At 41.2% G+C, this 793-nt stretch carries 2 protein-coding genes; both read left to right on the top strand.

Annotated features, from left to right (window positions below; all coding sequences use genetic code 11):
* Positions 1-184 precede the first annotated feature (184 nt).
* Positions 185-472 carry a type II toxin-antitoxin system RelE/ParE family toxin gene (locus tag GOU96_RS17885; protein WP_001162670.1) on the top strand — a complete coding sequence of 96 codons (288 nt, stop codon included), beginning with the start codon at positions 185-187 and terminating at the stop codon, positions 470-472.
* A gap of 10 nt (positions 473-482) precedes the next feature.
* On the top strand, positions 483-793 hold a 311-nt coding region (locus GOU96_RS17880), incomplete at its 3' end, for a HigA family addiction module antitoxin (protein ID WP_053023017.1).

Raw genomic sequence — 793 nt, 5'->3', positions numbered from 1 at the left:
TTTCCAGTCCCATTGAGCTGCGGTGGTTACGGTTGCTGTGTTTGAGTTTTGTTAATGCGTTGCCAGCCCCTTAGGCGAGCGTTATGTACTTTTCTGAAATCCTTCCTACAAATCAAACTTGTGCACAGTGTCATTATGCGATAGTCTTTGTCTATGGATGCACAATGAGACAGTGCAAGTTGCAATGGCATTAGAATTTAAAGATAAGTGGTTAGAGCAGTTTTACGAGGATGATAAACGACATCGTTTAATTCCAAGTAGCATAGAGAATGCTCTATTTCGGAAGCTGGAAATCTTAGATGCAGCTCAAGCTGAATCAGACTTAAGAATTCCACCGGGTAATCGTTTTGAACATCTTGAAGGAAATCTTAAAGGTTGGTGTTCAATTCGAGTGAACAAACAGTATCGTTTGATTTTTCAGTGGGTTGATGGTGTTGCACTAAATACTTACTTAGACCCACATAAGTATTGAGGTAACGACTATGCGTAAGACAAAACGTCGTCCAGTTAGCGTTGGGGAAATGTTAAAAGTTGAATTTCTTGAACCAATGGGCATCACATCAAAAGCGCTCGCTGAAGCGATGGGGGTACACAGAAATACGGTGAGTAATTTAATTAATGGTGGTGTGTTAACAGCTCCGGTAGCAATCAAGTTAGCCGCGGCATTAGGTAACACCCCAGAATTTTGGCTTAACATTCAACATGCAGTTGATCTTTGGGATACGAGAAATCGTTATCAAGAAGAAGCAAAGTTTGTAAAGCCGTTGTTTGTTTCGCTGGAACAAAGCGCACG

This window comes from Vibrio sp. R-1 (assembly GCF_035615595.1).
Lineage (GTDB): Bacteria > Pseudomonadota > Gammaproteobacteria > Enterobacterales > Vibrionaceae > Vibrio > Vibrio cholerae.
The sequence above is the reverse complement of the archived record's forward strand: the minus strand, read 5'-3'. Positions and strand labels throughout refer to the sequence as shown.

Bases quoted from the DNA above. Each gene is read 5' to 3' on its own strand.
- GOU96_RS17885 (WP_001162670.1), top strand. From the start codon at position 185: ATGGCATTAGAATTTAAAGATAAGTGGTTAGAGCAGTTTTACGAGGAT.